Raw genomic sequence first — 26,869 nt, 5'->3', positions numbered from 1 at the left:
CTATGGTTCCCGTTGGTGGCGTCATGCATGCAGCACATGGGCAGTTTTAGGGGCGCGGCAAGGTCTGTGCAATCTCAGCGACGCAATTGCCCATGCCCAGACCCTGTGACATGGTGCAGCAAGCGGCTGGAGACCACGCATGACTGACTGCCTTTTCTGCAAGATCGCGGCGGGAGATCTGCCCGCATACAAGCTGTACGAGGATGCGCATATTCTTGCCTTTCTGGATCTCCATCCAATCCGCAAGGGCCATGCGCTGGTCATCCCGAAAGCGCATCATGTCTGGTTCGAGGATTTGCCCGAAGATCTGGCGACGCACATCACCAGTTGCGCCCAGAAGATCGCGCGCGCGATGAAGCGGCTATATCCGGTCGAGCGCGTGTCGATGTTCTATACCGGCATCCATGTGCCGCATGCCCATGCTCATGTCGTTCCCATGTTCCACATGCATGACGTGACATCGGCGGCCTATCTGCGGGATGGCGCGGATCAGTTCAGCACACCGCCGAAACTGGCCGAGTCAGAGATGATGCAGATTGCGCAGGATCTGAAAAACAACCTCTAGATGAACGAAATTTTACGCGCGTACATGTATTGCACGATATCCGGGCGCTTCCCTGATTTTTTGATCATTTGATAAGCGGAATAAAGCTTCCCCAGCGGAAACTTGCACTTAGTGCATAGCCGCAATGCAGCAATATCCATTGTGCATCCGCAGCAATCGACTATCTTCACCTCAACAGCAGGGCAACCTGCGCTGAGACAAAGGTAGCGTAAACATGGCGCATTATGCAGAAAACATCAGCATCGGTCGGCCCTCTGGCCTGATCAGTGCCTTCTTCGCAGAGCTTCGTGATGGCTGGCAACGCCGTCAGGTGTACAAACGGACATACGCGGAACTGAGCCAGCTGAGCACACGCGAACTGGATGATCTGGGCATCTCGCGCTCGATGATCTCGCGTCTCGCTTACGAGGCCGCATACGAGAAATAAGGTTTTCGTCCCCCCTCCTCCTCCCTGGGGGTCGAATATGACGGTGGGCCCCTCCTCCTCCCTGGGCTCACCGTCACAAAATTCCGGGCAAGGCGCGCGAAAGTGCTGGAAGCCGGTCAGGAAACGTCGCTCTCCTCCTCCTCCCTGAGAGCGCACGTTGGAACCATCGGGCCCTCCTCCTCCCTGGCCCGAGGTTCCGAGAATAAAGGGTCCACAGGGCCCTTCACAGTTGCAAAGGCCCCCTCCTCCTCCCTGGGGTCTTGCAAAATCGGCGGCAGTCCCCTCCTCCTCCCTGGGACTGTCGCCTTTTTCTTTTTCAGATGTTGCGTTGATGACGCCGGGTCAGAACGGCACGTCATCGGCCTGCGCGGCGGGCACGACGAATTTCGCCACGATATGACGTGATCCCGATTTCTCGAATTCGATGAACAGCTTGTCGCCTTCGACTGCGGACACGCTGCCATAGCCGAATTTCTGGTGGAACACCCGCGCGCCGATCTCGAATGCCGGGGCGGCGCTGCCCTCTATGACCTTTTCGCGCGGCGCGCTGGCCGGGCGGGCATTGGCGGCCTGCAGACGACGCCAGCCGGGGGAATTATAGACATCGGCGCGCTCGGCGCGGGTCTCGACGGTACTGGCCGCCGGAATTCCGCCGCCATAGAGGCCCGGCGGCGTCAGCACCTCGACATGCTGCCCCGGCAGTTCATCGACGAAACGCGAGGGCATTTGCGACTGCCATTGCCCGTAGACGCGGCGATTCGCGGCGAAGCTGATGGTGCAAAGCTGCTCGGCTCGGGTGATGCCGACATAGGCAAGGCGGCGCTCTTCCTCCAGCCCCTTGAGGCCAGATTCGTCCATCGAGCGCTGCGAGGGGAACAGCCCGTCCTCCCATCCCGGCAGAAAGACTGCGGGAAATTCCAGACCCTTGGCGCCATGCAGGGTCATGATGCTGACCTTGGCCTCGCCCGCATCAGAATCATTGTCCATGATCAGCGCGATATGTTCGAGAAACCCTTGCAGGTTCTCGAAGGATTCCAGCGCCTTGATCAGTTCCTTGAGGTTGTCGAGCCGCCCCGGCGCTTCGGGTGTCTTGTCGTTCAGCCACATCTCGGTATAGCCCGACTCTTCGAGAATCTGCTCGGCCAGTTCGATATGGTTGGTGGCCGCGCCCTCGGGGCGGATCACTTCGATCAGGTCATCCTCGGCCTCGGCCGGGCCGGTCGTGCCGATCTGGCTGTGCCAGCGGGCGATGCCCTCGATCAGCGCGCGCAACTGGCCTGCGCCCTTGCCCTTGATCTCGCCCTGTTCCAGTGCCAAGGCCGCGCCTGCGACAAGCGGCAGGTCATTGGCGCGGGCGATGCGCTGGATCGTCTGCTGGGCCTTGTCGCCAAGGCCGCGTTTGGGGGTGTTCACGATCCGCTCAAAGGCCAGATCATCGCCCGGGCTGACGGCAAGGCGGAAATAGGCGAGCGCGTCGCGAATCTCCATCCGTTCATAGAAACGCGGGCCACCGATGACGCGATAGGGCAGGCCGATGGTCAGAAACCGGTCCTCAAACGCGCGCATCTGGTGGCTGGCGCGCACCAGAATTGCCATCTGGTCCAGACTGAAGGGCTGCAAGCCGCGTGTGCCGCGTTGCAGATCCTCGATCTGCTCGCCGATCCAGCGCGCTTCTTCCTCGCCATCCCAATGGCCGATCAGCCGGACCTTTTCGCCCTCGCGCGCCTCGGTCCAGAGCGTCTTGCCCAGCCGGTCCTCATTGCCCGCGATCACCTGCGAGGCGGCGGCCAGAATATGCGGGGTGGAGCGGTAATTCTGTTCCAGCCGCACCACGGTCGCGCCGGGAAAATCGCGTTCAAAGCGCAGGATATTGCCCACTTCCGCGCCGCGCCAGCCATAGATCGACTGGTCATCATCGCCGACGCAGCAGATATTCTTGTGGCCATCGGCCAGCAGCCGCAGCCAGAGATATTGCGCGACATTAGTGTCCTGATACTCGTCCACCAGAATATAGCGAAAACGTTGCTGATAGCTTTCCAGAATGTCGGGATGCTCTCGGAAGATCGTCACGCAATGCAGCAGCAGATCGCCGAAATCGCAGGCGTTCAGGGTTTTCAGCCGGTCCTGATACTGCGCATAAAGCTCGGTGCCGCGATTGTTGAAGGCGCTGGCTTCGGACGAGGGCACCTGATCGGGCCGCCATGCGCGGTTCTTCCACTGGTCGATGATCGAGGCGAGAAGCCGCGCGGGCCAGCGTTTTTCGTCGATATTGGAGGCCGCGATCAGTTGCTTGAGCAGGCGGATCTGGTCGTCTGTGTCGAGAATGGTGAAACTTGATTTCAGCCCGACCAGTTCGGCATGGCGGCGCAGCAGTTTCGCGCTGATCGAATGGAAAGTGCCCAGCCATGGCATGCCCTCGACCGCCTCGCCCAGATAGGCGCCCACGCGCAATTTCATCTCGCGCGCGGCCTTGTTGGTAAAGGTCACGGCAAGGATGCCCGACGGATAGGCGCGGCCGGTCGTCAGCAGATGCGCGATACGCGCGGTCAGCGCCTTGGTCTTGCCCGTGCCCGCGCCTGCCAGCATCAGCACAGGGCCATCCAGCGTCTCGACCGCCTGTCGCTGGGCGGGGTTCAGCCCGTCAAGATAGGGCGCGGGACGCGCGGCCATGGCGCGGGCGGAAAGCGGCAGATCGGTGTTGAAATCACTCATGCGCCGCATCCTAACGCGGGCATCGCGCAAGGGAAAGCGGTGTTCCGCAAAAGTTCCCGCGAGAAACACGCATTGGCAAGCGCAGCACCCCCGGTATAGTCGCTGCATGACCCCTGATCTGCGCTACCCTGCCCTGTCAGATCTGAAAACCGCCTGCAAGCGGCGCCTGCCGTGGTTTGTCTGGGAATATCTGGACAGCGCCACCGGGACCGAGTCGGTCATGCGCCGCAACCGGGCGGCGCTGGATGCGGTGCTGTTCTGTCCGTCGATCCTGCGCGGCCCGGTCACGCCCGATCTGACCACGCATTTTCTGGGGCGGGATTATGCGATGCCCATTGGCATCGCGCCTGTGGGCATGTCGGGGCTGATCTGGCCGGGGGCAGAGGCGGCGCTGGCGCGCATGGCGCAGGCCACCCGCCTGCCCTATTGCCTGAGCACGGTCGCCACCCGCCTGCCCGAAGAGATCGGCCCGATTGCAGGCGATATGGGCTGGTTCCAGCTCTACCCGCCGAAAGACCCGGCCATCCGTGCCGATATCCTGTCACGCGCGCGCAAGGCCGGGTTCGGGGTGCTGGTGCTGACGGTCGATCTGCCGGGCCCGTCGCGCCGCGAGCGGCAGTTGCGCGCGCAATTGTCGATCCCGCCGAAACTGACGCCCTCCATGCTGTGGCAGATCGCGCGCCGCCCGTCCTGGGCATTGGGGACATTGCGCCATGGCACGCCGCGCCTGCGGCTGATGGAGGACTATCTCAGGCTCGACGGCAATGCGCCCTCGACCGCGCATCCGGGCTATCTGCTGCGCGCGGCGCCGGACTGGGACTATCTGCGCGCGGTGCGCGATCTGTGGGACGGGCCATTGGTGATCAAGGGCGTGCTGGATGCGCAGGATGCTACGCGGCTGCGCGACGCCGGGGCAGATGCGCTTTGGGTGTCAAACCATGGCGGGCGGCAGTTCGACGGGGCCCCGGACGGGCTGTCGGCCCTGAGACAAATCCGCGCGGCACTGGGGCCGGATATGCCGCTGATCTATGATGGTGGTATCGAATCGGGCCTCGATGTCTTGCGGGCGCTGGCCTGTGGCGCGGATTTCACGATGCTGGGGCGGGGATGGCATCATGCCCTTGGCGCGCTTGGAGAAACCGGCGCAACCCATCTGGCGCGGTTGCTGCGCGATGACCTTGTCGCGAATATGGTCCAGTTGGGCGTGAACCGGCTTGCGCAGGCAGGAACGCGGCTGTTGGATGGCGGCAAACTGGGGCCCAATTCTAACGAAATCTAACAAGCACTTTACTGCAGTGCAGAAATCGGCCTAGAAAACTGACCAATATACGCCGAATCCAGACCGGGGGAACTGAATGGCCGACTTCAAGAAGATCCTTGTTGCGAACCGTGGCGAGATCGCCATCCGCATCATGCGTGCTGCCAATGAACTCGGAAAACGCACCGTCGCGGTCTATGCGGAAGAGGACAAGCTCGGTCTGCACCGGTTCAAGGCAGACGAGGCTTACCGCATCGGCGAAGGGCTGGGACCGGTGGCGGCCTATCTGTCGATTGACGAGATCATTCGTGTCGCCAAAGCCTCGGGCGCGGATGCGATCCATCCGGGCTATGGGCTGTTGTCGGAAAACCCCGCACTGGTGGATGCCTGTGTGGCGAACGGGATCACCTTTATCGGCCCCAAGGCCGAGACCATGCGCGCACTTGGCGACAAGGCCAGCGCACGGCAGGTCGCCATCGAGGCGGGCGTTCCGGTTATTCCCGCGACCGAGGTGCTGGGCGAGGATATGGATGCCGCCCGCAGGATGGCCGGGGAGATCGGCTATCCGCTGATGCTGAAAGCCAGCCATGGCGGCGGCGGGCGCGGCATGCGCCCGATCCTAGGCCCGGAAGAGCTGGAAACCAAGGTGCGCGAGGGTCGGCGCGAGGCCGAGGCGGCGTTTGGCAATGGCGAGGGCTATCTGGAGAAGATGATCCAGCGCGCGCGCCATGTCGAGGTGCAGCTTCTGGGCGATACCCATGGCAATCTCTATCATCTCTATGAGCGCGATTGCACTGTGCAGCGGCGCAACCAGAAAGTCGTCGAGCGCGCGCCCGCCCCCTATCTGAGCCCGGAGCAGCGCGCAGAGGTCTGCGAACTGGCGCTGAAAATCGGGCGCTCGGTCGGTTATCAGAATGCCGGAACGGTCGAGTTCCTGATGGATATGGATGAAGAGAAATTCTACTTCATCGAGGTCAATCCACGGGTTCAGGTGGAACATACGGTCACCGAGGAAGTGACCGGTATTGATATCGTCAAGGCGCAGATCCGCATTGCCGAAGGGGCGCTGCTGTCGCAGGCCACCGGCACGCCAAGTCAGGGCGATGTCACGCTAACCGGCCATGCGGTGCAATGCCGGGTGACGACCGAGGATCCGCTGAACAATTTCATCCCCGATTACGGGCGGCTGACCGCCTATCGCTCGGCGACCGGCATGGGTATCCGGCTGGACGGCGGCACGGCCTATGCGGGCGGGGTGATCACGCGCTATTATGACTCGCTTCTGGTCAAGGTGACGGCCTGGGCCCCCACTGCCGAGGAATCGATCACCCGTATGGACCGGGCGCTGCGCGAATTCCGTATTCGCGGGGTCAGCACGAATCTGGATTTCGTGATCAACCTGCTCAAGCACCCGACCTTCCGGGATATGAGCTATTCGACCAAGTTCATCGACACGACCGAAGAGCTGTTCAATTTCCGCAAACGGCGGGACCGGGCGACGAAGATCCTGACCTATATCGCGGATATCACGGTGAACGGGCATCCGGAAACCGCCGGTCGCGCGCTGCCGCCTGCCGGGATCCGCACCCCCGTTGCGCCCAAGGTTTCGGGCGAAGTGCCGCGCGGGGCCAAGCAGATCCTTGATGAGCAGGGACCGCAGGCCGTGGCGGACTGGATGGCGGCCGAAAAACGGCTGCTCCTGACCGACACGACCATGCGCGATGCGCATCAGTCGCTGCTGGCGACACGGATGCGTTCGGTGGACATGATCCGCGTGGCACCTGCCTATGCGCAGATGTTGCCGCAACTCTTCAGCGTCGAATGCTGGGGCGGGGCCACATTTGATGTGGCCTACCGCTTCTTGCAGGAATGCCCCTGGCAGCGTTTGCGCGACCTGCGCGCGCGCATGCCCAATCTGATGACGCAGATGCTGCTGCGCGCGTCAAACGGGGTGGGCTATACGAATTACCCCGACAATGTGGTGCAGTTCTTCGTGCGTCAGGCCGCCGAGACCGGGGTCGATGTCTTCCGCGTCTTTGACAGTCTGAACTGGGTCGAGAACATGCGCGTCGCCATGGATGCGGTGATCGAGGCGAACAAGGTCTGCGAGGGGACGATCTGCTATACCGGCGACATCCTGAACCCGGATCGGGCGAAATACGACCTGAAATACTATGTCGAGATGGGCAAGGCTCTGCGCGATGCCGGTGCGCATGTGCTGGGTCTGAAGGATATGGCGGGGCTGCTCAAGCCTGCCTCTGCACGGCTGCTGATCAAGGCGCTGAAGGAAGAGGTCGGCCTGCCGATCCATTTCCACACGCATGACACTGGCGGGATTGCCGGGGCCACGATCCTTGCTGCGGCAGAGGCCGGGGTGGATGCGGCGGATGCGGCGATGGATGCGCTTTCGGGCAATACCTCGCAGCCGACGCTGGGATCCATCGTCGAGGCGCTGCGGTTCACCGAGCGCGATACCGGGCTTGATATGGCCGCGATCCGCAAGATTTCGGATTATTGGGAGGAAGTGCGCCAGCATTATGCCGCCTTTGAATCGGCGCAGCAGGCGCCGTCCTCGGAGGTCTATCTGCATGAGATGCCGGGCGGGCAGTTCACCAACCTGAAGGCGCAGGCGCGTTCGATGGGGCTGGAGGATCGCTGGCCCGAGATCGCGCGGACCTATGCCGATGTGAACATGATGTTCGGCGATATCGTGAAGGTCACGCCCTCGTCGAAAGTGGTGGGCGACATGGCGCTGATGATGGTCAGTCAGGGGCTGAGCCGCGCCGATGTCGAGAACCCGGAGCGCGAGGTAAGCTTTCCCGACAGCGTGATCGACATGCTGCGCGGCAATCTTGGTCAACCGCCGGGGGGCTGGCCCGAGGGTCTGCTGCGCAAGGTGCTGAAAGGCGAGACGCCGCTGACCGAGCGCCCCGGCAAGCATCTGGAGCCGGTCGATCTGGAGGCGACTCGGGTGAAACTGATCGCGGATCTGGACGGGTTCAAGGTCGATGACGAGGATCTGAACGGCTATCTGATGTATCCGAAAGTGTTTCTGGACTATATGGGCCGCCACCGGGTCTATGGTCCGGTCCGCACCCTGCCCACGCGCACCTTCTTTTACGGGATGGAGCCGGGCGAGGAGATTTCCGCCGAGATCGACCCCGGCAAGACACTGGAAATCCGCATGATCACTGTGGGCGAGACCACGGATGAGGGCGATGTGAAAGTGTTTTTCGAGCTGAACGGCCAGCCGCGCACGATCCGCGTGCCCAATCGTCAGGTCAAGGCCAAGACCGCGCAGCGGGCGAAAGCGGATGCCGCGAATCCCGATCATCTGGGAGCACCGATGCCGGGCTCGGTGGCCTCGGTCGCGGTCTCTGTGGGCGCGAAGGTCAATCCGGGCGATCTGCTCTTGACCATCGAGGCGATGAAGATGGAAACCGGCCTGCATGCCGAGCGCGCGGCGGTGGTGAAGGCGGTGCATGTCCAGCCCGGCGCGCAGATCGAGGCCAAAGATCTGCTGATCGAGCTGGAAAGCTGAGGGAAGGGCCGGCGCAGGGGGCATCGCCCCCCTGCGCCGACGCTGCTAGCCGCTTTACCCGTTCTGTCAGAAATAGCTGCGCACCAGCGCTTCCGAGACCAGCCGCCAGCCATCGGCGATGACGAAGAACGACAGCTTGAAGGGCAGCGAGACGATGGCGGGTGGCACCATCATCATGCCCATCGACATGAGCACAGCCGCCACCACCAGATCGATGATCAGGAAGGGAAGGAAGATCAGAAACCCGATCTGGAAGGCGCGGGTCACTTCGCTGAGCATGAAGGACGGGACCAGCACCGACAGCGGTGCCTCGGGCGACAGGACCGGCTCCACGCCCGGGCGCAGGGCCGACAGGCTCTCATAGGTTGCGGGATCGATGCGCGCAGCCATGAAATGGCGGAACGGGTCCATGATCTGCACGAAAGCCGCGTCAATCCCGAGCGTGCCGTCATTGAGCGGCGCGACGCCGTTTTCCCAGGCGGCGACAAAGACCGGTTCCATGACAAAATAGGTCAGGAACAGCGCGAGCGACACGATCAGCATATTGGGCGGCGACTGCATCAGCCCCATGGCCTGACGCAGGATCGCAAGCACGGTCACGATGAAGGGAAAGCAAGTGACCATGACCAGCAGGCCCGGTACAAGGCTGAGGAGCGTGAACAGGATCAGCAGCTGGACCGTGCGGACGCTCAGCGCGCCCTGATCGCCGAAATCCAGCGTGATCTCCTGCGCCTGCGCGCCCAGCGCGCCGGTCAGCAGGATGAACAGGGCCAGAACCGCCGCGCGCCGCATCATGTCTCAGAGCGCTTCGCGCAGATCAATGATCTCGGTCAGGCGCACGCCAAGATATCCGGCCTGTTCGCCCTCCAGCTCCTGCAACTGGCCGCGTGCGATCAGCTTGTCGCCGATGAAGAGTTCCACCGGATCCTCGACGCGGCGGTCCAGAGCCAGCACCGAGTCGCGCTTCAGCCTGACCAGATCGCGCACCAGCGGGCGGGCGCGGCCCACCGAAATGCTGATCTCGATCGGCACCTGATTGAGAATCCCGCTGGCCAGATCGCTGTCATCCATGCGCTGTCTCCTTATCTGACTGTCGTTGCACCGCTTCGGCGAAAATCTCGCGCATCCGGGCCAGCAGGCCATCGAGGTCAATCATGCGTTCCTGCGCGCCCAGCGCCAGTGCGACCTGCGCATCCGTGAAACTTGGCTCTGGAACGAGTTCGACCGCCAGGTCCGGCAGTGAGGCCAGAACCGGCTCCAGCGTCGCGCGGGCATCGGGAGCGCAGCGCAGACGGACCGGCAGCCGCGTATTCTGCGCGACCAGTTCCACCAGTTCGTCGCGCAGGCAGGCGGGCAAGGCATGACGCATCGCCTCTGGCAACACGCGCGCCAGCATGGCCTCGGTCAGGGCCAGAAAGCTGCCCTGCAGCCCCGCATGCGCTTCGGTATAGGTGAAGCTGATGCGCTGCAGGGCTTCCTCGGCGGCGATGCGGCGCATTGCATCCTCGTTGCGCATATATTCCAGCGCATCCTGCCAGCCAGCGGCATAGCCCTGTTCAAAGGCAGTTTCGCGCAGCTTTTCCGCCTGTTTGGCATCCAGAACCACGGTCTCAGACTCGTCCGGCGCCGTCTCGAACACTTCCAGTTTCAGCATGGCCTGTCTCATCGCTGCTCCTTGCGGTCATCCATCCAGTGCCGCAGGACATGCACCGACTCCGCGCCGCGCTCGTCGATCAGCCTGCGCAGTCTTGCGACCGGATCATTGCTCTCGCCAAGCGGTCCGTCCGCCCCGAAATTCTGCAACAGCGCCTCGGCATCGAAGGTCGCGGGCAGAAAGCTATCCTCCGGCCCCGACAATTGCGGCTGGTCCTCGCGGTTGCGCGCGGCGGCAAGGATCGGGCGGATCACGAAAAGCGCCAGTACGACAAGCGTGACCAGCAGCAAGGCCCATTTCAGCAGGCTCGCCAGATCCAGCGCCCCGGAGGACAGGAAACCCGTGCTGGACTCGGTGCCGAGTGCCGCCGCAGGCTCGAATGGCAGGGATCGCAGGGTGATCACATCGCCGCGCGCTTCGTCAAAACCGACGGCAGAGGCGACCAGATCGCGCAGCGCGTCCAGTTCGGCATCGGCGCGCGGGCGCCAGACCAATGCACCATCCGGTCCCGGCTCGCGCAGGCCATCGATCAGAACCGCAACGGTCATGCGCCGGATCGCGCCGGGCTGGCGTTCGATCTCGCGCCGGGTTTCGGACATCTCAAAGTTCATGCGCTGGCGGGTCTGATTCTCGCGCGATTCAGCCCGGCCATCGCTCGCGGCTGCGTCGCCATCGGGCAGGTTGCTGGCCACGGTGACGCCCTGCGCGCGGCTGTCGGTGCTGCTTTGCGTGTTTTCCTCGGTTTCGCTGCTGATCGCCACCCGCGTTTCAGGGTCAAGCCTGCGTTCATGGATCACCTCGCGATCCGTCACTGTGTCGATGCTCAGTTCCACCACCGCGCGGCCATGGCCGACATGCGCTTCAAGCAGGCGCTCCACATTGCGCCGCAATGCCTGAACGCGTTCCTCGCCCTGTGCCGCGGCGGTGGTTTCGCCCTCTGGTCCATAGACAAGCCCCCCGGAGCCGTCGATGACCGACACCTCCTCGGGCGTCATGCCCGCCACGGCCGAGGCCACCAGAAACCGCAAAGCCCGCGCCTGCGCGGCGCTCAGCGCACCGCCTGTCGTTGTGACCGTCACCGAGGCTGTCGGCACGATCTCGCGGCGGAACGCGCTGGTGCTGCCTTGCGAGATATGCACCCGCGCCGAGCGGATATAGGGGCTTGCAACGATGGTGCGGGCAAGCTCGCCCTCTTTCGCGCGCCAATAGGCCGCGTCGAACATCTGCGATGTGGTGCCGAAGCCACTGAGCGATTCGAGCAGTTCATAGCCCGCATGGCTGTTCGTGGGCAATCCGCTGGCCGCCAGCATCAGCCGCATCTCGTCACGCTGCCGCGAGGCGACAAAAATCGCATCGCCGCGCACGTCATAGGGCACGGAGCGCGATTCGAGCGCCTGAATCACCTCGCCCGCAGCGGCATCTTCCAGCCCCGCATAGAGCAGGGACATGCCCGGCGCCGTGGCCAGCCGCGCAAGCCCGATCATTGCAGCAAACATGGCAAGGGTTGCCGCGATCACCACCAGCCGCCGCCGCGTCTCCAGCGCGTTCCACATGGACTGAAGCTGCTGCAAAACGATTCTCCTTCATCCGGCCTTCTGCCGTCTGAGAGAGTTCTCACCCAGATCGTTTAACATTCGGTTAGTGTGCTTGTGCGAAAAAGACAGTCAGTCCCTTCATCCGGAAGACCGCATGTCCGCCATCGAAACGCCCCCGCAACCGAAGAAACGCGCCTTTTTCCCGCTGATCGCAGGGCTACTCGGCGCGATTCTTCTGGGCGGGGGCAGCTTCTATGCAGTTTTTTCGGGACTGGTGCTCGGCGCGCAGCCGCAAAGGCAGGCCCCCCCCCAAATTGACATGGATTTCGCCTATATCCCGCTGGAAAACATCACCATTTCTCTGGCGGCGCCGTCGAGCGGGCGTTTGCTGCGATTCTCTGGCCAGATCGAGGTGGCCGCGCGGTCCGAATCGGACATGGCACGCCTGCAACCGCGGTTTCTGGATGTCGTGAACACCTATCTGCGCGCCATCGACCCGCAGGATCTGTCCGAACCTGCGGCGCTGATCCGGATCCGGGGACAGATTCTGCGACGGCTGCAGATCGTCGCGGGAGAGGGCCATATCCGCGACTTTCTGATTACTGAATTCATACTCAACTGACGAGGATGACATGGGACTGGTGATAGACATGGCGATTGCACTCGCCGCCTTGCTGGCCGCGGCCTATTGCATGGTCCTGTCACGCCGCCTGCGCGCCTTCACGCGGCTTGACGGGGATGTGGGCAAGGCCATCGCCATCCTGTCACAGCAGGTCGACGCGCTGAGCCGGGCGCTGCATCAGGCCGAGAAGACCAATGCGCAGGCAAGCTCGGCGCTCGACGCGCAGATTGCGCGCGCGGATGCGACCGCGCGGCGTCTGGAACTGATGATGGCCGCGCATCAGGGCCATGCAACAGCGCCGCCCGTGACCGATACGGCCCCCGTTGCGCCCGCGCCGCGTGCTGACCCCGCAGAGCCATCTGCGGAGTTCGCCCCGTTCGGACGCGCCGGAATGCGCAATGGTGAAGGACGCTCAAAGGTCTTGCGTCAGCGCGACCCGGCGCGCGCCGCGCGATGAGCAGAAAAGCGACATACCGGCCCGCCACATCCTGGCTGCTTGTCCTGCTCGCGCTCCTGTTTCTCGGGGCGGGCATGTCGCGTCTGGGCCTGGGTGTGGTGGAAGTGATCGCCGCCGAGCCGGAACCAGACGGGATCGCGGCTGCCCCCCCGCCGCTTGCCCCGGATCCGGGGGATCTGCTGGCCGCGCTGCGCGCCCGCGAAGCCCGCATAGAGCAGACTGAGGCCGAATTGCAGGCGCGCAGTGAGGCTCTGCGCGCGGCAGAGGCAGAGCTCGAACGTCAGATCGAGACATTGATCGCCACGGAAACACGGCTCGCGGCAACCTTGCGGCTGACCGAATCGGCGGCGGAGGATGACCTGCAACGCCTGACCACGGTCTTCGAGCATATGAAGCCCGCACAGGCCGCCGAATTGTTTTCACAGATGGATACCGAATTCGCAGCCGGGTTCATGGCGCGCTTGCGGCCCGATTTTGCCGGAGAGGTCATGGCGGGGCTGGAACCGGTCATCGCCTATGCGATCAGCGCAGTGCTCGCCGGACGGCACGCCCGAACACCCCGGAACTGACCCGCAGGAAGCGCAGATCACCGCGCGGAAGCGGTTTGTTAACACCGCTTTGCGAAGGTGACTCGGAGGCGCGGATCCGGGCGCGCGGCATGACAAGGACCGAGGTTTGACGTGATCGCAGTAGTTGGAATTCTGATCGTTCTCGTCATGGTTTTCGGCGGCTATGTCGGCTCTGGCGGCACGATGGGCATTATCCTCAAGGCGCTTCCCTTCGAGATGATCATGATCGGTGGTGCCGCGACCGGGGGGTTTGTTCTGGGCAATGATAGCGACACGATCAAGCGCGCCGGACGCGATATTGCGCGTGTTTTCAAAGGCCCCAAATGGCAGCCCGCGGATTACCGGGATGTCCTTTGCCTGCTTTTTGAACTGATCTGGCTCGCGCGGCAGAACCCTGTTGCCGTGGAAGCGCATATCGAGGCCCCCGACAGCTCGCATATTTTCGGCCGCTATCCGAAGATTCAGGCCGATCACGATGCGGTGGAACTGATCTGCGACACGATGCGCGCGGCCTCGATGAACTATGACGACCCCGTTCAGGTGGAAGATGTGCTGGAAAAACGCCTGATCGCGCATAAACACCATGCGCTGCATACCAGCCATGCGGTTCAGGTGGTTGCCGACGCGCTCCCGGCGCTTGGGATCGTGGCTGCGGTTCTGGGCATTATCAAGACCATGGGCGCAATCGATCAGCCACCTGATATTCTTGGAAAAATGATCGGTGGCGCGCTGACCGGCACTTTTCTGGGGGTGTTTCTGTCCTACGGGTTCGTCGGGCCCATCGCGGTCCGCATGCGGGCGATTGTCGAAGAAGATGATCATTTCAACCAGTTGATCCGCGAGGTGCTTGTCGCCAATCTGCACGCGCATCCGGCGAATATCTGCATCGAGGTCGGGCGCCAGAACACGCCGCATCACCAGCGACCGGATTTCGCCGATCTGGAATCCGCGCTGCGCGATCTCAAGAAGAACGCGGCATGATGATGGCTGTCCTGCGCTGGCTCTTCCTTCTATGTGCGATTGTTCTGACCGGGGCGGCGGCCGATGCGCAGATCACCACCGTGCCGGTGCGGGCGGGCGAACATGCGCAATTCACGCGGCTGGTGATCCGGATGCCGCAGGACAATGGCTGGCGTGTCACCGCAGAGGGGAGAGTCGCGCATCTGATTGTCGACGGGCCCGAACTGCAATTCGACCTGACCCAGACCTTCTCGAAAATTCCGAGAACGCGCCTTCGGGCAATGCGGGTGACAGCGGATGGCCTTGCCTTTGATCTGGCCTGCGACTGTGCGCTGCGCGCCAATGAGGATATCCCGCAATTCCTGGTCATCGATATTCTGGGGCAGGCAGAGCCCCCCGGCGACAGCCTGGCGATCCCGCGCCCCGCGCCCCGCCCGGAAGGGCTGGTGCCGCGCGACGGCGCGCGCGCCCCCGAGCTGGACCGCGCTGGCCGCGATCTCGCGCGGCAGTTGCGTGGCGACCCGGAACCTGCCGAAAGATGGCCCCCGCTCTCCCTGCATCCTGCTCTTCTACCCGCGCCGACAGGCTCTGTGCCCCTGCCGGGATCTGACAGCCAAACCGCTGATCAGGCGGCGCGCGACGCGATTGCGCGCGAGCTGGGGCGCGCGGTCTCGGCGTCAATCGCGCAGGGCAGATTGCAGGCGGAGGAAGATTTCAGTTCAGCCCCTCCGATCAGGTATGCATCCGGCATCGGCGGCGCGCTCGACGCGCATGTTTCCGTGCCGCACGGTGGGAACAGGGGCTTGCCGTCTGCCGGGATGGAAACATGCCGCCTGCTCGCGCTGGTGGATGTTCAAAACGGGGGGCCAACTGCCAGCCTGCCACCGGGACTGCCGACGCTGACGACAATTTTCGGCGAGTTCGATCAGCCTGATCGCGAGCGTCTGATCGAGCTCATCCGGCACTATCTGAGCATCGGCTTTGGCGCCGAGGCCCGGCTTGGCGCGGCGCTGCTCGCCCCGGATGATCCTTTGCGCGGGATCGTCCTGGCAATCAGCCATGCCGTCGATCTTGACCCGCGCGTGGAAGGGATGGCACCAGACGGCATCGCCTCATGCGGCCCAGCGGGCCTGCTTTGGGCATTCCTGCTGGATCCGGCCTATCCTGTCGATACGGATGCAGCTCTGAACATGCTGGTGCAGGCGAGCGAGGCCCTGCCTGCCCTCTTGCGCGTGCATCTGGGCCCGACCCTCGTGCAGCGTCTGATCTCGCGCGGGCATGTCAGCGCGGCGCAGCGTGTTCAGGCGGCGATAAGCAGAGTGACGCAGACCGTGACACCCGAATTGCAACTCGCATCGGTCGCGGTTGCGCTGGCCGGGTCCGGCCTGGCGCAGGACCGGTCGCTGGAGGCCACGCTATCGCCCGAACTCTCGGATGAGGCGCTGGTTTTCCTGTTGGCGCGGCGCGATCAGCACGAGGAGCCCGTGGATGCGGAATTGGCGGCGCTCGCCGAAAACCGGCTTCTGGCCCTGCGCGGGGATCCGCTTGGTGCGCGGATATCAGGATTGCTGGCGCGGGCCTATGCGCGCGATGCGGCATTTGATGCGGCATTCGCGCTGGCGCATGCGCGTCACAATGGCTTGACCGGCGCCGAGGCACGAGAGCTGCATCACTGGCTGTTGAACCAGTTGGCCGCGACCCCGGATGATACGGTATTCGTCGTGTCGGTCTTCAGCCAGCGCCCCTGGCTGGATGCGGATCTGCCCCGGGACTTGCGTGCGGCCCTTGCGGCGCGGCTGGAGCGTCTCGGCTTCGCCGATCAGGCGGCCCTGCTGCGCGAGGGGCCGCCGCCCGATGACAGCGCTCCGGGGGAGGCGCAGGGCAGCGCATCGCCCGGAGCTGACAGCGCTGCCGATGCGCCAGATCAGACAACGGATCTCGTCAGCCGGGCGAGAGCCGCGCAGGCGCAGTTGCAGGCTGAAAGAGCAGGCACCGCGCGCGGGCCGGACACGGCAGCTAGCGCGGCGACAGTGCAGAGCGGCAGCGATCCATCAGACCCCGAGCAGGCGATCCTGCCGGACCCGGTGGAACACGGGGCCAGCATTCTGATGGCGGGAGAAGGAGCGCAGCCCACTGCGTCCGATCTGTCACATCGCGCCCCGGATCCCGGACTTCTGACACAAGCAAGGAGCGCGCTGGATGAGAGTCAGGATTTGCGGGCGCGGTTGCAGGCGATGCTTGCCCGCGCACCGTCGGAAGATGGAGGAAACCCTGACTGAGACCTTGCAAGACAACGGGCTTCGCCGTCTTGTCATAGCCGTGGCCAGATCACTTTGAAGGTTGGAAATGGTGGGTGATGAGAGACTCGAACTCCCGACATCTTCGGTGTAAACGAAGCGCTCTACCAACTGAGCTAATCACCCTCGCGCTGGCTTGTAGTCGCTTTCACGGGCACGTTCAAGACGTCACCTATGTGTCTTCGGCAGATGATCCCGAACCGTGCCCGAATGACGGAAATCGCGCCTGATGTCTGTCCCGGACAGCCAGTCGCGGCAGTTGGCCAGCCCTGATATTGCAGCTGTTTCAACCCGCGAAACCGGCGCGGAAGGATCATCCGATGCGCGGCACTTGTTCTGGATCAAGGACAGCGATGGCCTCTCGCGCTCAGATACCGCCACTGCAAGCTGTCCGAAGGAGCAAGACATGCCAAAACTGTTTCCGCTGATCTTCAGTATCGCCGGTGTCACCTGCGCCGGGATTGCGATGGTCATTGCCCTGACGCTGGGACAGGATACATTGCAGCCGATCCTGACATGGGTCGCGGCCGGGACGCTTGTGGGGCTGCTGGCAAGCTGGATCATCGCGCGCAAGCTGGCAGAGATCTGACGGCGCGTCAGTCAAACCACATGCGGGCGGTCGCTTCGAAGGGACGCGGGGCTTCGGCATGCAGCCAATGGCCCACGCCGGGCAGTTTGGCGAATCGCGCAGCCGGAAAGAGGTTGCGGATCGCAGGGCGGTGCTCTGGCAGCACATAATCCGAGCGCGCGCCGCTCAGGAAAAGGGTTGGTCCCGAAAACGCGCCCGTGACCTCTGGCCAGCCCATGATCCGGTCCATCTCGGCCTCCAGCACATCCAGATTCAACCGCCAGCGCGGCGGTGACGCCCGCAGATCCAGCGACTGCAACAGAAAGGCCCGGACCCCGGGCTCGTCCACGGAGCGGGCGAGGGCGGCATCGGCCTCGGCGCGGCTGTGCAACTGGGCCAGTGGCAGGGCGCGCATGGCCCTGATCAGATGCGACTGGCTATGCGCATAGGTCACTGGCGCGATATCCGCGACCAGCAGCCGGTTCACCAGATCGGGCTGTGCAAGCGCCAGCATCATCGCCGCCTTGCCGCCCATCGAATGGCCCAGAACATCCAGCGCGCCGCCTTCTGCACGGATCACTTCTGCAAGGTCATCTGCGAGATCAGCATAGCTATGGCTGTCAAACCAGCGGCTATCGCCATGGTTGCGCATATCGACGCTGATCACTTCCCGGCTGTCGGACAGACGCTTGGCGATGGCGCCCCAGTTGCGGGCAGAGCCGAACAGCCCATGCACGATCAGAAGTCTGGGCAGCCCGGAGATTTCGCCATAGCGCAGGATATTCAGCATCTCGCCTCGCTTTCCATCGCGGCATTATCCCCCTGCCCGGCCCCTATCGCTTCATCTTGCCGCAAATACTCTCGGGGGTGAATTGCCCTGAAAGGGCAAGAGGGGGCAGATGGCCCCCTCTCTTCGGCGCCACGGGGCGCAACGGTTCAGGGTTCAGAGTTCGGGATAGATGGGGAAGCGCGCGCAAAGCTCTGCCACTTCCGCCTTCACCTGCTCTTCGACCTCGGCATTGCCGTCTTCGCCATGCGCGGCAAGCCCGTCAACTACCGCCACGATCCAGTCGGCGATCTGACGGAACTCGATCTCGCCAAAGCCGCGGGTGGTGCCGGCGGGCGTGCCCAGCCGGATGCCGCTGGTGATGGTCGGGCTTTCCGTGTCAAAGGGGATGCCGTTCTTGTTGCAGGTGATATGCGCACGACCCAGTGCTTTCTCGGTCGCATTGCCCTTCACCCCCTTGGGGCGCAGATCGACCAGCAGAAGATGCGTGTCCGTGCCGCCGGTGACAGTCGCCAGCCCGCCCTTTTCCAGTTGATCGGCCAGCGCCTTGGCATTGGCGATGACCTGCTTCTGATAGTCGCGGAAACCGGGGCGCAGCGCCTCGCCAAAGGCCACGGCCTTGGCCGCGATGACATGCATCAGCGGGCCACCCTGAATACCGGGGAAGATCGCGGAATTGACCTTTTTCGCGATCGCCTCGTCATTGGTGACGATCATGCCGCCGCGCGGGCCGCGCAGGGTCTTGTGGGTGGTGGTGGTCGCGACATGTGCGTGCGGGAAGGGCGAGGGATAGAGTTCCGCCGCCACGAGCCCGGCGAAATGCGCCATATCGACCAGCAGATAAGCCCCGACGGAATCGGCAATCTCGCGCATGCGGGCGAAATCGATGACGCGCGGGATGGCCGAGCCACCGGCGATGATCATCTTGGGCTGATGCTCGGTGGCCAGCGCGGCAATCTGGTCGTAATCCAGATCCAGCGTGTCGCGGCGCACACCGTATTGCACGGCATTGAACCATTTGCCCGACTGGTTGGGTTTTGCGCCATGGGTCAGGTGGCCGCCCGCATCGAGCGACATGCCAAGGATGGTGTCGCCGGGCTGCAGAAGTGCTGTGAACACGCCCTGATTGGCCTGAGAGCCGGAATTGGGCTGCACATTGGCGAAATCGCATTTGAACAATTCACAGGCGCGCGCAATCGCGAGGTTTTCCGCCACATCGACATATTGGCAGCCACCATAATAGCGGCGGCCCGGATAGCCTTCGGCATATTTGTTGGTCAGCACGGAGCCTTGCGCTTCCATCACCGCCTTGGAGACGATGTTTTCCGACGCGATCAGCTCGATCTCGTCGCGCTGGCGACCGAGTTCGGAGCGGATGGCCGCGAAAAGTTCGGGATCACGGTCCTCGACCGTTTCAGTGAAGAAGCCAGTGTCGCGCGCAGTCTGATCCATCTCGGGCCCCCAGTGTGCAGGTTAAGGTTGCGCCCCATTTAGCCTATCGTTCAGGACAGGCAAAGGCTTCATTACGCCGCATTTGCGTCGTGCTGCGACCTGAGCGGCAACAGTTTCGCCGATCCGCACCAGCTGACGCCCATCGGAACGCGCTTGCCAAGGCAGGAGCAGGAGGCCAGAAAGGGCGGAACGGAACCGGAGTCCTGCCATGCCGCCCAAACTCGCTTTGCTGGCCAGCGCTGCCCCCGACGCGCAGGAAGCGCTCGCGCTTCTGGCGAGGCGGTACGAAACTGTGCCGGTGGAAGAGGCGGATATCATCATCGCGCTGGGGGGCGACGGGTTCATGCTGCAGACCCTGCATGCCACGCAGCATCTGGATACGCCCGTCTATGGCATGAACCGGGGCACGGTCGGGTTTCTGATGAATGGCTGGCAGGCCGAGGGGCTGCGCGAGCGGCTGGATGCGGCAGAGATGGCGGTGCTGAACCCGCTCCGGATGCAGGCCACGCGCAGCGACGGGTCGGTGTTCGAGGCGCTGGCGATCAATGAGGTCTCGCTCCTGCGCCAAGGCGCGCAGGCGGCGAAACTGCGCATCATCGTCGATGGCAAGCAGCGGCTGGATGAGCTGGTCTGCGATGGCGCAATGGTCAGCACCCCTGCGGGATCGACCGCCTATAACTATTCCGCGCATGGCCCGATCCTGCCCATCGGATCGGATGTACTGGCGCTGACCCCGGTCGCGGCATTCCGCCCCCGGCGCTGGCGCGGGGCGATCCTGCCCAAGGACTCGCGCGTGCGCTTCGAGGTTGTCGATCCCGAGCGCCGCCCGGTCATGGCGGATGCGGACAGCCGGTCCGTGCGCAATGTGGTCCGGGTCGAAATCCAGTCGGTCCGCGACATCGCGCATAAGCTTCTCTTCGATCCGGGGCATGGGCTGGATGAACGTCTGATCCGGGAACAATTCGTCTAGGCGCGTGGCGGGAGCCTGGCGCCACTTGGCGGCCCCGGAGGTCCGGCAGAATACTTGTTGAACGCGCCCCTTAAGACGCGCCCTTTGGCATGGGCGTGGCATGATTGCTGTAGTCGGTCCAGTCCTCGATATCGGGGTAGAACTGGCGCCGCCATGACTTGACGCGCGGGTTCATGTAGCGCCGGAACAGGGGCGGCACCATCGCCAGCGTAGTCAGGGCCGGATAGCCGAAGGGCAGTTGCGGCGCGGCGGTTTCATCATAGGTCTGCAGCAGCGGAAAGCGACGGTCGGGCTTGTAATGATGGTCGGAATGGCGCTGCAGGTTGATCATCAGCCAGTTCGAGGCGGCATGTGAGGCATTCCAGCTGTGATGCGGGCGCACGGGTTCGTATTTCCCCTCGCCCAGATAGCGGCGGGTCAGGCCGTAATGTTCGATATAGTTGGTCAGTTCCAGATGCCAGAAGGCGGTCGCGGCCTGAAAGACGAAGAGAACGAGCCCCCACCAGCCCCCGATCAGCGCGGCGAGGACAAGCATCGAGCCCTGCAGCAGGGCGAAACGCCAGAACGGATTGGAGCGGTGCCACCTGGGCAGGCCCTTGCGCGCGAGCATCGCGGCCTCGGCGCGGAAGGCCGAAGGCGGGCAGTCGCGCAGCACGCGGAAGAAATAGCTGATAAAGCCCTCGTTATAGCGGGCTGTCACCGGGTCGCGCGGCGTGCCGACATAGCGGTGATGCACCAAAAGATGCTCCGAGCGGAAATGCGAATAGAGAACCGAGGCCAGAAGCAGATCGGCCAGCCAGCGCTCATGCGGGGTTTTCTGGTGCAAAAGCTCATGCGCATAGACGATACCGATCACCCCGGTCATCACCCCAAGCCCGAAGGCCACGCCCATCTGTTCCCACCAGGGCAGCCCGCCCGACACCAGCAGCCAGATCACGCCGAAGATGGTGATGAACTGGACCGGAAACCAGATCAGGGTGATCAGGCGATACCAGAAGAGATCGGTGACGGGGGTTTCGGTATCCGGGTTCTCGACATTCAGGCCGGTGATGAAATCGATCAATGTGAAGGCCCACCAGCCATAGGCCACGGCCAGCATGAACCACCAGCCCCCCCAGAGCGCCGAAATCCAGACCAGCGGCACGAAGCCGAGGCTGACCCAGAAGGGTACGGCAGAACTGAAACGGCGAAATTGTTCCGGTGTCACAGGGGCTTACTCGATCTAAAGGGCACGCGCGGAGTATAGCGCAAAATCGGCGCGCTGACAGCCCCGCAGGGCTGCGACAGAGTTACACCCGGTTCTTGCCCACAAGCCCCTCCATCAAGGAAGGCTGCACCACTTCGATCCAATAGCCATCGGGATCGAGGATGAAGGCGATTTCCCTCATGCCGCCCTCGCCCAGCCGCTTCTGGAAGCGCACGCCCATTGCATCGAACCGCGCGCAGGCGGCTGCGATGTCGGGCACGGCGATGCAGATATGGCCAAAGCCCTTGGGTTCTGAATTGCCCGAGTGCATTTCGGTATCGTCCTCCTCGCTGCCCCAGTTATGGGTCAGTTCCAGAAGCCCCGCGCGGCTGAAGCTCTGATAGACCGTGCCATCAGCGCAATCGCCATGCCCGCGCGGCTGCAGGAAGTAGAGGGAGAACCTGGCTTCGGCGAAATCAAGCTGCGTGACCAGACGGAAGCCCAGCACCTCGCAATAGAACTTGAGGGCGCGCGCTGGCTCCTTGATGCGCAGCATCGTGTGGGTCAGCACATATTGGTCGGTTGCGCTCAGGTCATCGGTCATGGGGCCTCCAGGGTTTTCAGATAGTCGGCGCCGAGAGCATGGGCCTTGCGCATCACTGTGGCAAGGGCGCGGGGGTCGAAGGATTGCGGCGCGACATAGGTGCCGGGTGCGTCCATCGGCAGACGGGCCACCCGCAGGGCAAGGCGCAGGTGGAAATGGGTGAAGGTGTGGCGCACCTCGCCGGGGACGTCGTGCCAGAGAGCGTCGACGGGCGGGGCCTCGGTCGGGCTATTCTCGCGCCAGTCGCTGCCGGGCCAGCCGAGCATCCCGCCCAAGAGGCCGCGATCAGGGCGGCGTTCCATCAGCCATGCGCCATCAATACGCTGCCCCAGATAGGCGATCCCCAAGCGCACCGGTTTGGTGGGCTTGGGGGACTTGCGCGGCAGGCTGGCGGCAGTTCCGGTCGCGCGCGCCGCGCAAACCGCCATCAGCGGGCAGATCCCGCAGGCGGGGCTGCGCGGGGTGCAGATCGTGGCCCCCAGATCCATCACCGCCTGCGCGTAATCGCCGGGGCGCTGCGCGGGCGTCAGCTCTGCGGCCAGTTCGGTCAGCACAGGCTTGGCGGCGGGCAAGGGCATATGCTCGTCGAAAAGCCGTGCCATGACGCGCTCGACATTGCCATCGACCACGGTCTCGGGCTGGTCAAAGGCAATCGCGGCAATCGCTGCCGAGGTATAGGGGCCGATCCCCGGCAATGCCTGCAGCCCGGCCCGGTCGCGCGGAAACCCGCCCCGTGCCGCAACCGCGCGCGCGCATTTCAGCAGATTGCGCGCGCGGGCGTAATAGCCAAGCCCGGCCCATTCCGCCATGACATCGGCATCTTCGGCGGCGGCCAGCGCCTCGACCGTAGGCCAGCGCGCGGTGAAACGGTGGAAATATTCCGTTACCGCAGCCACAGTCGTTTGCTGCAGCATCACCTCGGACAGCCAGATGCGATAGGGGTCCGGCCTCTCAGCGCAGCCGGGCGGCACGCGCCAGGGCAGAATGCGGGCGTGGCGATCATACCAATCCAGCAACACCGGAGCGATTGACTGTGCCGCCGCGTCACGCATGTGTTATGCCCTCTTACCACGAAAATCCGCCCTGCCCTCTGGCCAAGCGCGCGCCAGAAGGTAAACTCTGCCCCGCGCACTGCAAGGAAGAATGTAACCGCGATGGCAAAAGCCCCTGCCCCCCCGACACGCCGGATGCGCGGCTTCGAGGCAGCGTCACGGCTGGTCGAATCGCGTATCCGCAAGGCGGGCGAGGCGCGCGGCTTTGCGATTTCGCGCCTGCTGACGCATTGGGCCGAGATCGCTGGACCGGATATCGCGGCACAATGCCGCCCGGTGAAGATCGGCTACAGCAAGGGCGGGCTTGGCGGCACGCTGACGCTGCTGACCACAGGCGCGGCCGGGCCGATGCTGCAGATGCAACTGCCTGCGCTGCGCGAGCGGGTCAATGCCTGCTATGGCTATAATGCCATTGCGCGCATCACCCTGACCCAGACGGCCCCGATGGGCTTTGCCGAAGGTCAGGCCCAGTTTGACCCGGCGCCAAAAGCCCCGCCGCGCGCCCCGGCACCCGAAATCCAGGCCAAGGCCCATGAAACGGCGGCCCCGGTACAGGATGAGGGCCTGCGCGCGGCCCTTGAACGTCTGGCCTGCAATGTCCTATCCAAGGCACAACAGAACAAAGGAAATCCGAGATGAACAAGTTGATCCTGCCTGCGCTGGCTGTTGCCGTGGCCGCTGGCGCCGGGGGCTGGTGGTATATGTCGCAAAACCAGCAGCAACCCGCCGCCGCGATCAGCACAACAACAGGCCAGAGCACCGAAATTCATGCGCTTGATTTTCCGCTGGGCAATCCCGACTCACCGGTCGTGGTGGTGGAATATTCGTCTTTCACCTGTCCGCATTGCGCGAATTTCAATCAGGGCGCCTATCAGCAGATCAAGGAAAACTTCATCGATACCGACCAGATCCTGTTTCTGAAGCGGGAAGTCTATTTCGACCGCTACGGGCTCTGGGCCGGGATGGTCGCGCGTTGCGGGGGCGGCACGCGCTATCATGGCATGGTCGAGCTGATCTATCAGACCCAGAGCAACTGGGCGGGGTCCAATGATCCCGCCGTCGTGGCCGAGAACCTGCGCCGTCTTGGCCGTCAGGCAGGGATGAGTGATGCCGAGGTCACGGCCTGTCTGGAAGATGCCGACAAGGCGCTGGAACTGACCGAGTTCTATCAGGCCAATGCAGAAACCTATGGCATTCGCTCGACGCCCAGTTTCGTGATCAATGGCGAGCTGTATTCGAACATGCCCTATGCCGAGTTCGAACGCATCCTGACCGAAAAACTGGGGGGCTGAGGCGCGTGCCGGGGCCGCTGGAAGGTGTCCGCGTCATCGAACTGGCGCGGATTCTGGCTGGCCCCTGGGCCGGTCAGACCTTGGCCGATCTGGGCGCCGAGGTGATCAAGGTCGAATCCCCCGAGGGCGATGATACGCGCCGTTGGGGGCCACCGTTCATCGGCCGCGCCGATGGTTCGCAGGATGCGGCCTATTTCCATTCGACCAATCGCGGCAAGGCCTCGGTGACAGCCGATTTCCGCACGCCCGAGGGGCAGGAAAAGGTCCGGGCGCTGGTCGCGGATGCCGATGTGCTGATCGAGAATTTCAAGCTGGGGGGGCTGGCGAAATACGGGCTGGACTATGAGAGCCTCGCCGCGCTGAACCCGCGGCTGGTCTATTGCTCGATCACGGGGTTCGGACAGACCGGTCCCTATGCCCATCGCGCCGGTTATGACTATATCATTCAGGGCATGTCCGGGCTGATGTCGGTCACTGGCCCGGCGGATGGTGCACCGCATAAGGTGGGGGTGGCGGTCACGGATATCGTGACCGGCATCTATGCCAGCACTGCGATTCTTGCGGCGCTGCATGAGCGCGCGCGCAGCGGTCTGGGGCAGCATATCGACATGGCATTGATGGATTCGGCTGTGGCGCTGATGGCCAATCAGGCGATGAATTATCTTGCGACCGGAGAGGCCCCGAAGCGGCTGGGCAATTTTCATCCCAATCTCGCCCCCTATCAGACGGTGCCATGCGCTGATGGTCATATCATCATCGCCACCGGCAATGACGGACAATATCAGCGGCTTTGTGGAGTGCTCGGGCTGGACGAGCTTGTGACCGAACCCGATTTCGTGACCAATGCCGCGCGGGTGCGCAATCGTGAAGCCCTGTCGGACAGGATAAGTGCGGCGACAGAGCATTGGGACAGCGCCGCTTTGCTGGCGGCATGCGAGCGCGAAGGGATACCTGCCGGGCCGATCCAGACCATGGATGCAGTCTTTGCCGACCCGCAGGTCATTGCCCGTGATCTGATGCTTGATATGGACGGGTTGAAAGGGGTGCGCGCGCCTTTCCGCTTTTCACGCCATCCGCTGGTGCAGGGGCGCCCCGCCCCGATGCTTGGCGAGGATGACTGACACCGGCCTCGCGTTCTGCCTCATTGGGTAGTGGCCGGGCATGAAAAAGCCCCCTGCAGAACACTGCAGGGGGCTTCGTTCAGTGGGCCTTGACCGTATCAGAAGCGGAAGGCCAGACCGACACCGGCACCGACGGTACGCGTACGGTCATTTGCCGAACCAACCCGGTTGATCGCTGTGTAGTTCACCGAGCCGCGCACCATGATGGTGTCGGTCAGCATGTGATCCACACCCAACTGGCCCTGAAGGCCGGTCGAGGTGCCGGAGCCAGTCGGGCCGCTTGTGCGAAGCACGGCCGGGCCCGCACCGACATAGGCCAAGGTGCGCGCATCTGCCGTCACGGGCATACCCGCCGACAACAGCAGCGACGCGCCGGCGCGCAAACGGTCACCGCTTGCGAGCGTCGGCGATCCGAATGCCACCGGCGCAACCTGCGCTTCTGCCCCGATCACCGCATCACCCATATCCCAGCGATAGCCAGCAAACAGAAAGCCGACTGCGGTGCTGCCGCGCTCACCGGCGCTGGTTTTCATACGGCCATAGCCAAGGGCCGCACCTGCATAGCCACCCGTCCAGTCAAAACGCGGCGCTGCGACCGGCGCGGCGGGCTGATGGACTACAGGCTCTGCTGCCGGGGCTGTTTTCGAGAGGCCGCCTGCGCTTGCGCCCGTCGCGACCAGTGCGGCGGCTGCTGCATAAGCCAGAATTCTTGCCATTTGTTGTTACTCCTGTTCCAAGCCATTCGACTAGATTACTGTTTCCATCGTGTCAGATTAACCGGTAAAAAACCAGTCGGTTCCATCCACACACGCATGAGGTGTAATCGAAGGAACACAGTAGCATAACCCATTTCGCAATCACGATAAGCTGAGCGCGCGACAATAATGGTAAGATGCTGTTTATTCGAGAAAAAATTAGCGGCAATTTTCCGCCTACCCGCTATGGCGACTCACATCCCCTCACCAAAACGATTTGCGACCAGTTCCTGAAGCGCATGGGCGAGTTCTGCATGCTGCGCGCCCGAGGTCTTGACCTGAATCGAAGTGCCGCGTGACGCCGCCAGCATGAGCAGCCCCATGATCGAATCCCCCGGCACGCTCATGCCGTCCTTCATCACTTCGGCAGCCGCATCATGCGCCTCGACCACCTCAACGAATTTCGCCGAAGCGCGGGCGTGCAGGCCCTTTTCGTTGATGATTTCCAACTCGATTTTCGTCATGCCCTGCCGTCACCTGTCCTG

At 63.4% G+C, this 26,869-nt stretch carries 26 protein-coding genes and 1 tRNA gene; 14 read left to right on the top strand and 13 right to left on the bottom strand.

Annotated elements, in window-relative coordinates:
* The first annotated feature begins 139 nt into the window (after positions 1 to 139).
* Together BG457_RS14960 and BG457_RS14955 are read left to right on the top strand one after the other, a co-directional pair.
* Positions 140 to 565, top strand: a complete 426-nt coding sequence (locus tag BG457_RS14960) for an HIT family protein (protein WP_071798117.1) — start codon at positions 140 to 142, stop codon at positions 563 to 565.
* 214 nt (positions 566 to 779) lie between these two features.
* Complete coding sequence (locus BG457_RS14955) at positions 780 to 992, top strand: DUF1127 domain-containing protein (protein ID WP_071798116.1); 213 nt, start codon at positions 780 to 782, stop codon at positions 990 to 992.
* 342 nt (positions 993 to 1,334) lie between these two features.
* Here the strand turns inward: BG457_RS14955 and BG457_RS14950 are convergent, their stop codons facing one another.
* Entirely contained in the window at positions 1,335 to 3,704 is a 2,370-nt protein-coding gene (locus BG457_RS14950) for an ATP-dependent helicase (RefSeq protein ID WP_245771016.1), read from the bottom strand.
* A gap of 106 nt (positions 3,705 to 3,810) precedes the next feature.
* Here BG457_RS14950 and BG457_RS14945 point away from each other — a divergent pair, with 106 nt between their 5' ends.
* Both BG457_RS14945 and BG457_RS14940 read left to right on the top strand, forming a co-directional pair.
* A complete protein-coding gene (locus tag BG457_RS14945) occupies positions 3,811 to 4,983 on the top strand; it encodes an alpha-hydroxy acid oxidase (protein ID WP_071798111.1) in 1,173 nt (390 codons plus the stop codon).
* Between the two features lie 76 nt (positions 4,984 to 5,059).
* Complete coding sequence (locus BG457_RS14940; protein WP_071798110.1) at positions 5,060 to 8,503, top strand: pyruvate carboxylase; 3,444 nt, start codon at positions 5,060 to 5,062, stop codon at positions 8,501 to 8,503.
* Positions 8,504 to 8,569: 66 nt separating this feature from the next.
* On the opposite strand, the gene fliP is transcribed toward BG457_RS14940, so the two are convergent.
* From fliP to fliF, 4 genes are read right to left on the bottom strand one after another with little or no spacing between them, the layout of a single operon-like run.
* On the bottom strand, positions 8,570 to 9,295 hold the full coding sequence (gene fliP / locus BG457_RS14935; RefSeq protein ID WP_084657719.1) for a flagellar type III secretion system pore protein FliP: 726 nt from the start codon (positions 9,293 to 9,295) through the stop codon (positions 8,570 to 8,572).
* 6 nt (positions 9,296 to 9,301) lie between these two features.
* Complete coding sequence (locus tag BG457_RS14930) at positions 9,302 to 9,574, bottom strand: FliM/FliN family flagellar motor switch protein (RefSeq protein WP_071798106.1); 273 nt, start codon at positions 9,572 to 9,574, stop codon at positions 9,302 to 9,304.
* The gene (locus BG457_RS14925; RefSeq protein ID WP_139257786.1) at positions 9,567 to 10,169 is read right to left on the bottom strand and encodes a FliH/SctL family protein; all 603 of its coding nucleotides are present in this window, start codon (positions 10,167 to 10,169) and stop codon (positions 9,567 to 9,569) included. The genes BG457_RS14930 and BG457_RS14925 overlap by 8 nt, the downstream gene beginning before the upstream one ends.
* Positions 10,166 to 11,710, bottom strand: a complete 1,545-nt coding sequence (gene fliF / locus BG457_RS14920; protein WP_071798102.1) for a flagellar basal-body MS-ring/collar protein FliF — start codon at positions 11,708 to 11,710, stop codon at positions 10,166 to 10,168. Before fliF ends, BG457_RS14925 begins: the two co-directional genes overlap by 4 nt.
* Before the next feature lie 136 nt (positions 11,711 to 11,846).
* On the opposite strand from fliF, the gene BG457_RS14915 reads away from it, so the two are divergent.
* The 5 genes from BG457_RS14915 to BG457_RS14895 all read left to right on the top strand — a co-directional run bounded on the left by BG457_RS14915 (position 11,847) and on the right by BG457_RS14895 (position 16,579).
* Positions 11,847 to 12,314, top strand: coding sequence for a flagellar basal body-associated FliL family protein (locus BG457_RS14915; RefSeq protein WP_071798100.1), 468 nt, complete (start codon positions 11,847 to 11,849; stop codon positions 12,312 to 12,314).
* A 10-nt stretch (positions 12,315 to 12,324) separates the two neighbouring features.
* Positions 12,325 to 12,771, top strand: coding sequence for a hypothetical protein (locus tag BG457_RS14910; RefSeq protein ID WP_071798098.1), 447 nt, complete (start codon positions 12,325 to 12,327; stop codon positions 12,769 to 12,771).
* On the top strand, positions 12,768 to 13,340 hold the full coding sequence (locus tag BG457_RS14905; RefSeq protein WP_071798096.1) for a MotE family protein: 573 nt from the start codon (positions 12,768 to 12,770) through the stop codon (positions 13,338 to 13,340). Before BG457_RS14910 ends, BG457_RS14905 begins: the two co-directional genes overlap by 4 nt.
* A 111-nt stretch (positions 13,341 to 13,451) precedes the next feature.
* Positions 13,452 to 14,321, top strand: coding sequence for a flagellar motor stator protein MotA (gene motA / locus BG457_RS14900; RefSeq protein ID WP_071798094.1), 870 nt, complete (start codon positions 13,452 to 13,454; stop codon positions 14,319 to 14,321).
* A complete protein-coding gene (locus BG457_RS14895; protein ID WP_071798092.1) occupies positions 14,318 to 16,579 on the top strand; it encodes a hypothetical protein in 2,262 nt (753 codons plus the stop codon). The genes motA and BG457_RS14895 overlap by 4 nt, the downstream gene beginning before the upstream one ends.
* 68 nt (positions 16,580 to 16,647) lie before the next feature.
* On the opposite strand, the gene BG457_RS14890 is transcribed toward BG457_RS14895, so the two are convergent.
* A tRNA-Val gene (locus BG457_RS14890) sits at positions 16,648 to 16,723 on the bottom strand.
* 280 nt (positions 16,724 to 17,003) lie between these two features.
* Here BG457_RS14890 and BG457_RS14885 point away from each other — a divergent pair.
* A complete protein-coding gene (locus BG457_RS14885) occupies positions 17,004 to 17,186 on the top strand; it encodes a hypothetical protein (RefSeq protein WP_071799201.1) in 183 nt (60 codons plus the stop codon).
* 7 nt (positions 17,187 to 17,193) lie between these two features.
* Here BG457_RS14885 and BG457_RS14880 read toward each other — a convergent pair whose 3' ends face one another.
* Positions 17,194 to 17,955 carry an alpha/beta fold hydrolase gene (locus BG457_RS14880; RefSeq protein ID WP_071798090.1) on the bottom strand — a complete coding sequence of 254 codons (762 nt, stop codon included), beginning with the start codon at positions 17,953 to 17,955 and terminating at the stop codon, positions 17,194 to 17,196.
* Positions 17,956 to 18,108: 153 nt separating this feature from the next.
* Positions 18,109 to 19,404, bottom strand: coding sequence for a serine hydroxymethyltransferase (gene glyA / locus BG457_RS14875; protein ID WP_071798088.1), 1,296 nt, complete (start codon positions 19,402 to 19,404; stop codon positions 18,109 to 18,111).
* Positions 19,405 to 19,612: 208 nt separating this feature from the next.
* Between glyA and BG457_RS14870 the strand changes: the two genes are divergently transcribed.
* Positions 19,613 to 20,374 (top strand): NAD kinase, encoded by a 762-nt coding sequence (locus tag BG457_RS14870; protein ID WP_071798086.1) that lies wholly within the window; start codon positions 19,613 to 19,615, stop codon positions 20,372 to 20,374.
* A gap of 70 nt (positions 20,375 to 20,444) precedes the next feature.
* Here BG457_RS14870 and BG457_RS14865 read toward each other — a convergent pair whose 3' ends face one another.
* From BG457_RS14865 to mutY, 3 genes are all read right to left on the bottom strand, one after another.
* Positions 20,445 to 21,581 carry an alkane 1-monooxygenase gene (locus tag BG457_RS14865; protein WP_071798083.1) on the bottom strand — a complete coding sequence of 379 codons (1,137 nt, stop codon included), beginning with the start codon at positions 21,579 to 21,581 and terminating at the stop codon, positions 20,445 to 20,447.
* 82 nt (positions 21,582 to 21,663) lie between these two features.
* Positions 21,664 to 22,164, bottom strand: a complete 501-nt coding sequence (gene gloA / locus BG457_RS14860) for a lactoylglutathione lyase (RefSeq protein WP_071798081.1) — start codon at positions 22,162 to 22,164, stop codon at positions 21,664 to 21,666.
* The gene (mutY, locus tag BG457_RS14855) at positions 22,161 to 23,216 is read right to left on the bottom strand and encodes an A/G-specific adenine glycosylase (RefSeq protein ID WP_071798079.1); all 1,056 of its coding nucleotides are present in this window, start codon (positions 23,214 to 23,216) and stop codon (positions 22,161 to 22,163) included. The genes gloA and mutY overlap by 4 nt, the downstream gene beginning before the upstream one ends.
* A 102-nt stretch (positions 23,217 to 23,318) precedes the next feature.
* Between mutY and BG457_RS14850 the strand changes: the two genes are divergently transcribed.
* Genes BG457_RS14850 through BG457_RS14840 form a run of 3 tightly spaced genes read left to right on the top strand, consistent with a single transcriptional unit; the run spans position 23,319 to position 25,629 of the window.
* Positions 23,319 to 23,855, top strand: a complete 537-nt coding sequence (locus BG457_RS14850) for a DUF721 domain-containing protein (RefSeq protein WP_071798078.1) — start codon at positions 23,319 to 23,321, stop codon at positions 23,853 to 23,855.
* A complete protein-coding gene (locus BG457_RS14845) occupies positions 23,852 to 24,508 on the top strand; it encodes a DsbA family protein (RefSeq protein WP_071798076.1) in 657 nt (218 codons plus the stop codon). Before BG457_RS14850 ends, BG457_RS14845 begins: the two co-directional genes overlap by 4 nt.
* Before the next feature lie 5 nt (positions 24,509 to 24,513).
* A complete protein-coding gene (locus BG457_RS14840) occupies positions 24,514 to 25,629 on the top strand; it encodes a CaiB/BaiF CoA transferase family protein (protein ID WP_071798074.1) in 1,116 nt (371 codons plus the stop codon).
* A 98-nt stretch (positions 25,630 to 25,727) separates the two neighbouring features.
* Here BG457_RS14840 and BG457_RS14835 read toward each other — a convergent pair whose 3' ends face one another.
* Entirely contained in the window at positions 25,728 to 26,345 is a 618-nt protein-coding gene (locus BG457_RS14835; RefSeq protein WP_071798071.1) for an outer membrane protein, read from the bottom strand.
* A 233-nt stretch (positions 26,346 to 26,578) separates the two neighbouring features.
* Complete coding sequence (locus BG457_RS14830; RefSeq protein WP_071798069.1) at positions 26,579 to 26,848, bottom strand: HPr family phosphocarrier protein; 270 nt, start codon at positions 26,846 to 26,848, stop codon at positions 26,579 to 26,581.
* Between the last annotated feature and the right edge of the window lie 21 nt (positions 26,849 to 26,869).

The organism is Natronohydrobacter thiooxidans (assembly GCF_001884735.1).
Taxonomy (GTDB): domain Bacteria; phylum Pseudomonadota; class Alphaproteobacteria; order Rhodobacterales; family Rhodobacteraceae; genus Roseinatronobacter; species Roseinatronobacter thiooxidans_A.
This window is presented reverse-complemented; position numbering and strand designations above follow the sequence as displayed.

Coding starts and splice junctions, on each gene's coding strand:
- BG457_RS14960 (WP_071798117.1), top strand. CDS start 140: ATGACTGACTGCCTTTTCTGCAAGATCGCGGCGGGAGATCTGCCCGCA.
- BG457_RS14955 (WP_071798116.1), top strand. CDS start 780: ATGGCGCATTATGCAGAAAACATCAGCATCGGTCGGCCCTCTGGCCTG.
- BG457_RS14950 (WP_245771016.1), bottom strand. CDS start 3,704: ATGAGTGATTTCAACACCGATCTGCCGCTTTCCGCCCGCGCCATGGCC.
- BG457_RS14945 (WP_071798111.1), top strand. CDS start 3,811: ATGACCCCTGATCTGCGCTACCCTGCCCTGTCAGATCTGAAAACCGCC.
- BG457_RS14940 (WP_071798110.1), top strand. CDS start 5,060: ATGGCCGACTTCAAGAAGATCCTTGTTGCGAACCGTGGCGAGATCGCC.
- fliP (WP_084657719.1), bottom strand. CDS start 9,295: ATGCGGCGCGCGGCGGTTCTGGCCCTGTTCATCCTGCTGACCGGCGCG.
- BG457_RS14930 (WP_071798106.1), bottom strand. CDS start 9,574: ATGGATGACAGCGATCTGGCCAGCGGGATTCTCAATCAGGTGCCGATC.
- BG457_RS14925 (WP_139257786.1), bottom strand. CDS start 10,169: ATGAGACAGGCCATGCTGAAACTGGAAGTGTTCGAGACGGCGCCGGAC.
- fliF (WP_071798102.1), bottom strand. CDS start 11,710: ATGTGGAACGCGCTGGAGACGCGGCGGCGGCTGGTGGTGATCGCGGCA.
- BG457_RS14915 (WP_071798100.1), top strand. CDS start 11,847: ATGTCCGCCATCGAAACGCCCCCGCAACCGAAGAAACGCGCCTTTTTC.
- BG457_RS14910 (WP_071798098.1), top strand. CDS start 12,325: ATGGGACTGGTGATAGACATGGCGATTGCACTCGCCGCCTTGCTGGCC.
- BG457_RS14905 (WP_071798096.1), top strand. CDS start 12,768: ATGAGCAGAAAAGCGACATACCGGCCCGCCACATCCTGGCTGCTTGTC.
- BG457_RS14895 (WP_071798092.1), top strand. CDS start 14,318: ATGATGATGGCTGTCCTGCGCTGGCTCTTCCTTCTATGTGCGATTGTT.
- BG457_RS14885 (WP_071799201.1), top strand. CDS start 17,004: ATGCCAAAACTGTTTCCGCTGATCTTCAGTATCGCCGGTGTCACCTGC.
- BG457_RS14880 (WP_071798090.1), bottom strand. CDS start 17,955: ATGCTGAATATCCTGCGCTATGGCGAAATCTCCGGGCTGCCCAGACTT.
- glyA (WP_071798088.1), bottom strand. CDS start 19,404: ATGGATCAGACTGCGCGCGACACTGGCTTCTTCACTGAAACGGTCGAG.
- BG457_RS14870 (WP_071798086.1), top strand. CDS start 19,613: ATGCCGCCCAAACTCGCTTTGCTGGCCAGCGCTGCCCCCGACGCGCAG.
- gloA (WP_071798081.1), bottom strand. CDS start 22,164: ATGACCGATGACCTGAGCGCAACCGACCAATATGTGCTGACCCACACG.
- mutY (WP_071798079.1), bottom strand. CDS start 23,216: ATGCGTGACGCGGCGGCACAGTCAATCGCTCCGGTGTTGCTGGATTGG.
- BG457_RS14850 (WP_071798078.1), top strand. CDS start 23,319: ATGGCAAAAGCCCCTGCCCCCCCGACACGCCGGATGCGCGGCTTCGAG.
- BG457_RS14845 (WP_071798076.1), top strand. CDS start 23,852: ATGAACAAGTTGATCCTGCCTGCGCTGGCTGTTGCCGTGGCCGCTGGC.
- BG457_RS14835 (WP_071798071.1), bottom strand. CDS start 26,345: ATGGCAAGAATTCTGGCTTATGCAGCAGCCGCCGCACTGGTCGCGACG.
- BG457_RS14830 (WP_071798069.1), bottom strand. CDS start 26,848: ATGACGAAAATCGAGTTGGAAATCATCAACGAAAAGGGCCTGCACGCC.